This is a genomic window from [Clostridium] symbiosum ATCC 14940 (assembly GCF_000466485.1).
GTDB classification, from domain to species: Bacteria; Bacillota; Clostridia; order Lachnospirales; family Lachnospiraceae; genus Otoolea; species Otoolea symbiosa.
In genome coordinates, this window is record NZ_KE992890.1 from 53,832 (window position 1) to 61,992 (window position 8,161).

Below are 8,161 nucleotides of genomic sequence, written 5' to 3' on the forward strand. Positions count from 1 at the left end.
ACAGGAGGTACAGGATGAAAGAGAAATCGTATATGCTTGCTTTGCCGGGGGAGCAGGAGCCGGAGGGTAGAATGGAGGTTCTCAGGAGGCTTAAAAATGCTCCTGATTTTAAGGTGGTCACTGCTGATACGGAGGATGAAGGGAGCCTTGAGCTTACAGTTGAATATAAGGGAAACAGGTACAGGGCGCTGCTGTATCCGACCGGATTTGAACTGCCAGAGTTCTACCGATGCCAGCATTTGTTTCCCGACGTGGATATAGAAGTAATGGAGAGGGCAGAGAGCGGACTGGCAGTGGAGATGATGTTTGGAGAAGATGCGCTGGACTCTTATCACCTTCAGCTTAAGCTGATTCATGCCGTTCTTCCCGATGCCGTGGCAGTTCTCGACGACAGCTCGGAAAAGATACTGTCGGGACATTGGGTTGCCCTGGCCGCTGTCTCGTCCGTTCCCCCGGCGCCCCGCTACATTTATACGGCGCAGGCGGTATCAGGGGAGGAAGAGATCGTCTGGCTCCATACCCACGGCCTGAACCGCTGCGGCATATCGGAGCTGGAAGTGCTGAATTCCACGAAGGATACATATAACAGCCATTACAATGTCCTGGAAACAATGGCAAACCGGCTTCTGGAGCTGGAAGAACCGCTGGAGCCGGAGGAGCCCCTGTATCTTGCACGCCTGACCGACCGGGCGGCTCTGGTTACGACGCTGGTTCCCTGGAAAGAAGCCGTGGAATTGTATGACGATGATATGCTGGGAGGAAAGGGTGACAGGGCCGAGGGGCATAACGGCAATACAAGCGTGATATTTACCTATCCGTCCAAAGCCGATTATGAGGAAGGCAACTATTCGCCGCTTTCCCACTATGATGAAATTCTCGGAAATAATCCAATCTACTGGATATCCACGCCGGAGACGGAACGGATGAAGGCGCTGGCCGTCGAACGCGTTTCCTATATGCTGCGCGCCATGGAGGTTAAGGAGAATCATATCCTGGTGAAGGTTGGCCTGACTATAGACGAGGAATATCAGGAGGACAACAATACGAAGGAACATATCTGGTTTGAACTGCTCGAGGCGCAGGACGGTAAATTCACTGCAAAGCTGACGCAGGAACCATATTATGTCAGCGGAATGCATCAGGATGATATCGGAACGTATACATACGATGATTTGACGGATTGGATCATATTTACGCCGGAACGGAGAATTACGCCGGACGATGTGTATATTATGGATTTGTAATTTTGTTTAATTAAGCAGATGAGGACGCCGCCGGGACGGCCGCTGATTGTCTCATGCGTTAAGTGCGGGGGGATAATTTGTTGCGGCGGCTAAGTGTTTCCGTGTATTAAAGGTATTATTGGAGTAGACTGGACTTTTTGTTATTGGAAAAGAGGTGTGGAATGGTTGAGATTAGACCTGTTATTATGGAACAAGAGAAGTATTTTCCCCTGTTGCAGGAGATTGAACCCAGTGGGGAGATGGTTGAACGGAATCTCAGAGAGGGGGAATTCTACCTCCTGAAAGCAGAGCGGGAGGCAGTCTGTGCGGCGGTTATTATCCCTCTTTCCGACAATACCGGCGAGATTAAGTACCTGGCGACGCGGCAGGATTTGCGGGGCAGGGGATATGCCGGACTTCTGGTAAACTGGCTGTGTGGGCGGTATACCCAGACTTTTACAGCCATGAAGGCGGAAGTTTCCGGCAGCAGACTATCCTTTTTTCAGAAATTAGGCTTTACCGTCTGCACCGATGACAAAAATCCTTCTCATACATATTGTCTGTGCCGTGAACTTCCGGTGGGAGAGGACAGGCCTGAGGGGACGCTGCGCTGTGGGCAGGCGGAGATCGGAACGCCTGCTTATCAAAGTACTTTAGAGCTTCGGCAACGGGTGATGCGTCTTCCGCTTGGACTGGATCTCTATCAGGGTGATATGAGCCGGGAGGAAGAATTTGTCCATTTTGCGGCGATGGATGAAAAAGACAGGGCATGGGGCGTGGTGGTGGCCGATCTGAGGCCCGACAGAACTGTGGAAGTCCGGGCAGCAGCGGTAGACTTGCGGATCCAGCGGTCAGGCTGCGGGCGAAGGCTAATGACGATGATGGAAGACTATTGCCGCAGCCGGGGGATGAAAGAAATAATCCTCCATTCACGGAAAACGGCTGCCGGCTTCTATGAACAACTGGGATACACCAGAACACCCGGAGAATTTATAGAGGTCACAATTCCTCATTGTGAAATGCGGAAAATATTTGGCCGTCCCGGCGGCGTCTTCCCCTGCTTAATTCATCGAAATGCCTCCGGCGCCAATTTCATCATATCTTCCGGGATTCTCCCCTGCTCCCTTTCAACAACCTCATATACCACAACATCGGGCCGGTTCTCTTTCAGCAGGGAGGCGTCAAACGCCTGCCAGTGGTAGTAATCCGTATACCGGAAGTATTTACTCAGTGTCTGTGACAGCGAATAGCCGAAGGAGTCCCGGTAAACCGCAATGCGCCTGGGATCCGGGGCATCCGGTGTCACCTGATGGGTAATGTTGCCGTCTCCGTTCACATCCTCCCGTGTTGTGCTGAGTTCGTCATAATAGCCGCTGATCACTGCCATTGTGTCATCGGTGCGGGAGGGGGGCATATGGAATAATTTTCCCAAATCACCTACGCCGGAAGGAAGGTAGGATACCGTCACATCCTCGATTGGGACAGGTGCTCCGCCCAGAGCTTCGATAAGCATCTGGTTTGTCACGTAACCGGCGGCATCGTTCCAGTGGGTGTCGGTCTTGAAATACCACTGGTAATCCCGGTTTTCGGCAAAATAGGGGGCGGGATCGATGACGGTCACCGTACTGTGCGTTCTGATATAGGAAATCAGTTCCTCCGACCGGGTAGGGGAGGCAAGCTGCCTGCAGCTGTCCGGGAGATATTCCCTGTAAACCGACTCCTTGCTGGGAGGGAGAACAAGGATAAACTGAATGCCCTGAGATTCGAAGTAGTCGGCAGCCGTCTGGATATGCGCGGTTATGGCCTGAAGCACAGGCTCGGGATAGCGGTTGATTCCGAGGCAGTCGGCCAGGGAGGAACCGGCAGTATAGAAGTACCAGCCGTCCTTTCCCTTCAGGACTTCTGTGGAATCCGGGTAGTCAAACAAATCCAGGTTCAGCCGGGCATTCAGGGAGAGAAAACGGTTTCGGAAAGCGGCGTGATCATTGATGTAGCTGTCCATCTCGCCGGGATAGCTCTCCAATGTCTGGAGGCTCAAATGAGGAAAGTCTGCCAGCGCCCGGTTTTCATCCGTTCCTGTATCCGACTCGTTCTTCATAAATGGATAGAGCAGGTTAGGGGCCAGAAGGCACAGCCAGAACCCGGCAATCATAATTATTTTCTTATTCATAAAGTAAAACTCCTTAAATCAGAACTGAAAATAGATAAATGCGGTGTAGGTACTGCTGACAACGACCATGGTTGACAGGAACAAAAGCACAATCATCACTGCAATATCGCCGTAGGATACGTTTTCTTCATCAAATATATGGTTACGGAACCTGGGAAACAGGGCCTGGACCGGGCCGCATAAGAGGATTCCCAAAACGGCGAGGAACAGGATTTTATTATTTGCGAACAGTCCTGCATTCCATAGCCCTTTAGAAGGCCTTATCATCGCCTTTGCCAAATCGATGGCGTACGTCATGCTGGGTGCGCGAAACAGCAGCCAGCCAAAGACGACGACAACCATGGCGTACAGATGATTCAAAAATTTAACCGGGTTGCGATCCAGCACTTTTTTCAGCCACAAACGTTCGGAGAGGATGAAAATGCCGTGATAGATTCCCCATATAATGAATGTCATACTGGCGCCGTGCCACAATCCGGTTGCCAGGAATACGATAAAAAGATTAACACAGGTCCGGCCAAGGCCTTTTCTGTTTCCTCCGAGAGGGATATAAAGATAATCCCTGAACCAGGTTGACAGAGAAATATGCCACCGCCTCCAGAATTCGGTGATGGAGGAGGAGAGGTACGGGTAATTAAAGTTTTCTTCATAATAAAAGCCAAAGATTCGGCCAAGGCCGATCGCCATATCGGAATAACCCGAAAAATCGTAGTAAATCTGCAGGGTATACAGGATTACGGCCAGCCAGGCGGTAAGAGTCCCCATCTGGCCGGAGGGAACGCCCATGATATAATCGACACTCTGCCCGAAGGTGTTGGCCAGCAGCACTTTCTTTGCAAGCCCGTATACAAAACGTTTAATTCCATAAAACTGCATGGAAATGGTTTCGTTCCGGTTTGTGAGCTGTCCGGCGACTTGATGGTATTTTATAATCGGTCCGGAAAGAATCTGCGGGAATAAAAAGAGGTAGAGAGCCATGTGGAACAGGTTTTTCTGTGCAGGGCTTTTTCCGCGGTAGACATCCACAACATAGGAGATTGCCTGGAAGGTGTAAAATGAGATTCCAAGCGGAAGAACGATGTCGCGCAGAGGGAACAGCTCTTTTCCCGCAAGACGGCCGGCTGTCGCCGCAAAGAAGTTATAGTACTTAAAATACCCGAGGATTCCAAGGGTAATCAGGACAAAACCCCCCACCGACAGCTTCTTTAGCGCGGTCCGCTCCCCGGCAGCGCCGAGACAGAGCCCGGCAGCGTAGCATAAGAGCGCGGTCAGCAGCACTAAAAGCAGATAACGCGGTCCGCCCCATCCATAGAAGATGAGGCTGGCCGCGAAAAGGACAATATTTTTTGCGTTCCGTCCGGGAGCCAGATAATAAAGAAAAACGGCTGCCGGCAGGAAAAACCATAAAAACACAAGGGAACTGAATAACATAATTGTACCGCCTTTTAAAGATTGTAATAGTTCATGCTGTATGAACTGTTACTAAAGATTAGCCTTTTTCACGTCAAAAGACAACTGAACCTTGAACAGATCGCCGTCAATATAGATTTCGAACCGGCCGTTCTGAAGCTCGGTCAGGCTTTTGGCAATTGACAGGCCAAGTCCGCTTCCCTCCGTGGTTCTGGCAACATCGCCGCGCACAAAGCGTTCCGTCAGCTCGTCGCCGCGGATATTCAGTGGGTTGGCCGAGACATTCTTAATCGTGAAGACAACCTGCGCAGGAAGAAGGAGTCCCTCCTCGCTGACGGAGATATCTGTTTTTGTGATATCGATATAAATACGGCTGCTCTCCATCGCATATTTAAATGCGTTATTATAAAGGTTTTCCAGGACACGCCAGAGCCTGCGGCCATCTGCCTCAATCAGGAGAGTTTCCTCCGGGGCGGTGGTGATAAGCTCAAGATGTCGGCTGGCAAATTTCTCTTCAAATTCACCGTTGGTCTGGTAAACCAACTGGGTAAAATTGATGTCGCTTATTTCGAGTTTCAGGTTTCCGGAGCTGGCTTTGGATGCTTCCACCAAATCCTCCGTCAGGGTTTTCAGGCGGTTGGCTTTCTGCTCCAACACATCCAGGTAGCGGAGAATCTTCTCATCCTGAATATTTTCACGCCGTATCAGCCCTACATAATTAATAATCGAAGTAAGCGGCGTCTTAATATCATGAGAAACATTTGTAATCAGATCTGTCTTCAGGCGTTCGCTTTTTACTTTCTCCTGAAGAGCTGTTTCCAGTCCCATACTGATATTGTTGATGTTGGCAGCCAGCTCGTATTCTTTTCCGTCAAAATCATCCAGGTTTACCTGATAGCTTGTCTCACCGGCAGACAGATGTTCAATTGCCGTACTGATCATGTCATGCTCAACGGAATGCTTGAACATAAGATAGAATATCCACAGGTTGAAGGCCGCGCAGGCAAGGATTACCATACCGGTAAGGGCGCAAACCGCCGTCTTGCTCAGATAGATTCTGTCCCATAAAAACCAGGCAAGGCTGATCAGAGAGGTGTTAATGGCCGCATAGGCCAGGAAGCTGACAGTCAGGCGGGTTGTAAAACTCTGGCCTGTAAAGAATATGGACAGATGTTCGCTCCAGCGGCAGACAAAGCTGCCGGTCCATATGGTTCCTGCCTTATACCGTCTCAGCATGCTGAAAAATAAAAGCAGGGCTCCCAGATAAAAGACGGCGGTGTAGAGAACACGCTCGGACAGCGCCCAGGATTCCTCCGGCAGAACCAGATGCGCAATTCTGACTAGCACCAGGCGGCAGAGTACTAAGCCGGCCAGCGTCATCAGGGAAAACATGACAATACCCGTCTCCGTGCTTGTCTTGTCAAAACCGTGAAGCGTAATCGTCTTGTCTCCGACATTCCTGTGACCCGATACCTTAAGCAGGAACAGGAGCGTGAGGACCGCAATCATACCTCCGGTCACAAGAAGGACAAAACCGCTGATATAATAATGCTGCATGCTCAAATAAGCATCCCGGTTTTCCGAGTAGACATCCACAACCGGATAAGAGGTATCCACACCGGCAAGGAGGTAAAATGTTTTAGTATCATAAGGATTATTAGCCGCCAGTGCGGAAACCGTATTTAACGCAATTGACTTCAGGTTTGTATCATAGAATACGGAATTTCCCGGAAGGTATGCGTATTTCCCGTAGGTTTTAATCACATCGGGCGTCAGTTCCTGGTCATTGGCAAAAATAGTGGCTCTCTTGGTGCTGGATTCCTGATCAATATATTCCACTTTAAAATGCAGATTGCTCGGATTTGCAAGCAGGCGGTTGTAGGTGGAATAATACTGATGGAGTGATTCCATAATTTCCAGGGAGACATCTTCCAGAGTCGCTCTGCGCGTTCCCGGAATCAGGTAGCTGTAATTTTTTTTAGGCTCGCTTGCGGACCAGTCAATATATCCCTCGCGTGTTTTAGCCTCAAGGGCGGGAGCTGATACCTTGTTACACTGAAAATCTTCATTTAACTGATACCCCATGGTCTGGAGATAGGAAATGATGTCAGCCAGGCTGAAGCTCTCCGTCTCGTTTGGACCGAAGGTCATCTGAAGCATCTTCTTTGAGACGTCGATTGCGCCGCCGCTCTCAAAGGTGGGATTGTATTCTATATATTGGAAGATATCATTCAAATCCCTGTTAAACTGACGGGTAAATTCGTCGGTATCCTCATAGACCGTATTCTGGACTCGGGTGATACCGATGCCGAAGTTATCGTTCAGATACATGGTGCCGATACCTGCAAACATCACTGTCAGAAAGATTAGGTGCAGGGCGCTGGCAATCAGTTTTTGAGCCTGCATGGATAGCCGAGAAAATTTCATATTATCACCTGTTCTGTATTATAACTACTGTTTCTCAATTTTATAGCCGACTCCCCATACAACCTTGAGATACCTGGGTTCTCTCGGATTAATCTCAATTTTTTCCCGGATATGGCGGATATGGACGGCAACCGTATTGTCGGCGCCGATCGCCTCCTCATTCCAGATTTCCTCGTAAATCTGATCAATGGAGAATACTTTTCCTGCATTCCGGACGAGAAGCAGCAGGATATTGTATTCGATGGGAGTCAGTTTAATCAGTTCTCCATCCACCGTAACTTCCTTGTTTTCATCGTTGATCAGGAGACCTCCGCATTTAAAGATATGTCCGCCCGCCTGGGTATTCATATTGCCAAGCTGCGTATAGCGGCGAAGCTGGGATTTCACCCTGGCTACCAGTTCCAGCGGATTAAACGGCTTTGTTATGTAATCGTCCGCACCGATATTCAATCCCAGGATTTTATCGGCGTCCTCGGATTTGGCAGATAAAATGATAATCGGGATACTGCTGGTTTCGCGGACTTTGAGCGTCGTGCGGATACCATCCAGTCCCGGCATCATCACATCTATAATCATCAGGTTCACACTGTGGTTCTGCAAAAGCTCCAGAGCCTCGAATCCATCGTAGGCCTTAATCACTTCAAACCCTTCACCTGTCAGGTAAATATCTATGGCTTCCACAATCTGTTTATCATCATCACAAACGAGTATACTCTGCATGGCTGACCCTCCTTATAGGCACACTTTTCTTCATTATACAACGGATTAGAGAAAAAAGGATATTACTTTTTCCTTAAATGGAGATTTAACTGAGGTTGGGAGGACGCATCCGGAACGGACCATGTCCGGTGTGGTGAGGGGGATGACTGAGTCTTCTGTCCCCGTGGGAGGTTAGTCGTGGAGGGGGAATCCGGCCGGAATGAATTCTTAC

General features: G+C 49.6%; 5 protein-coding genes and 1 pseudogene. 2 read left to right on the forward strand and 4 right to left on the reverse strand.

The features are described from left to right. Window positions 1-14: 14 nt before the first annotated feature. On the forward strand, window positions 15-1,244 hold the full coding sequence (locus CLOSYM_RS09445; protein ID WP_021641955.1) for a DUF4026 domain-containing protein: 1,230 nt from the start codon (window positions 15-17) through the stop codon (window positions 1,242-1,244). A gap of 185 nt (window positions 1,245-1,429) precedes the next feature. Next, a pseudogene (locus tag CLOSYM_RS22390) lies at window positions 1,430-2,242 on the forward strand (GNAT family N-acetyltransferase); the annotation flags it as partial. 47 nt (window positions 2,243-2,289) lie between these two features. Here the strand turns inward: CLOSYM_RS22390 and CLOSYM_RS24035 are convergent. The 4 genes from CLOSYM_RS24035 to CLOSYM_RS09465 are packed head-to-tail and all read right to left on the reverse strand — an operon-like array spanning window position 2,290 to window position 7,950. Then, window positions 2,290-3,393, reverse strand: coding sequence for an alginate O-acetyltransferase AlgX-related protein (locus CLOSYM_RS24035; RefSeq protein WP_021641956.1), 1,104 nt, complete (start codon window positions 3,391-3,393; stop codon window positions 2,290-2,292). Window positions 3,394-3,411: 18 nt separating this feature from the next. Continuing rightward, window positions 3,412-4,824: an MBOAT family O-acyltransferase gene (locus tag CLOSYM_RS09455; protein ID WP_021641957.1), complete on the reverse strand. Its 1,413-nt coding sequence runs from the start codon at window positions 4,822-4,824 to the stop codon at window positions 3,412-3,414. A gap of 51 nt (window positions 4,825-4,875) precedes the next feature. Then, entirely contained in the window at window positions 4,876-7,230 is a 2,355-nt protein-coding gene (locus tag CLOSYM_RS09460) for a sensor histidine kinase (RefSeq protein ID WP_044902306.1), read from the reverse strand. Window positions 7,231-7,254: 24 nt separating this feature from the next. Then, window positions 7,255-7,950 (reverse strand): response regulator transcription factor, encoded by a 696-nt coding sequence (locus CLOSYM_RS09465; protein WP_003503930.1) that lies wholly within the window; start codon window positions 7,948-7,950, stop codon window positions 7,255-7,257. Window positions 7,951-8,161: the final 211 nt, after the last annotated feature.

Bases quoted from the DNA above. Each gene is read 5' to 3' on its own strand.
- CLOSYM_RS09445 (WP_021641955.1), top strand. From the start codon at position 15: ATGAAAGAGAAATCGTATATGCTTGCTTTGCCGGGGGAGCAGGAGCCG.
- CLOSYM_RS24035 (WP_021641956.1), bottom strand. From the start codon at position 3,393: ATGAATAAGAAAATAATTATGATTGCCGGGTTCTGGCTGTGCCTTCTG.
- CLOSYM_RS09455 (WP_021641957.1), bottom strand. From the start codon at position 4,824: ATGTTATTCAGTTCCCTTGTGTTTTTATGGTTTTTCCTGCCGGCAGCC.
- CLOSYM_RS09460 (WP_044902306.1), bottom strand. From the start codon at position 7,230: ATGAAATTTTCTCGGCTATCCATGCAGGCTCAAAAACTGATTGCCAGC.
- CLOSYM_RS09465 (WP_003503930.1), bottom strand. From the start codon at position 7,950: ATGCAGAGTATACTCGTTTGTGATGATGATAAACAGATTGTGGAAGCC.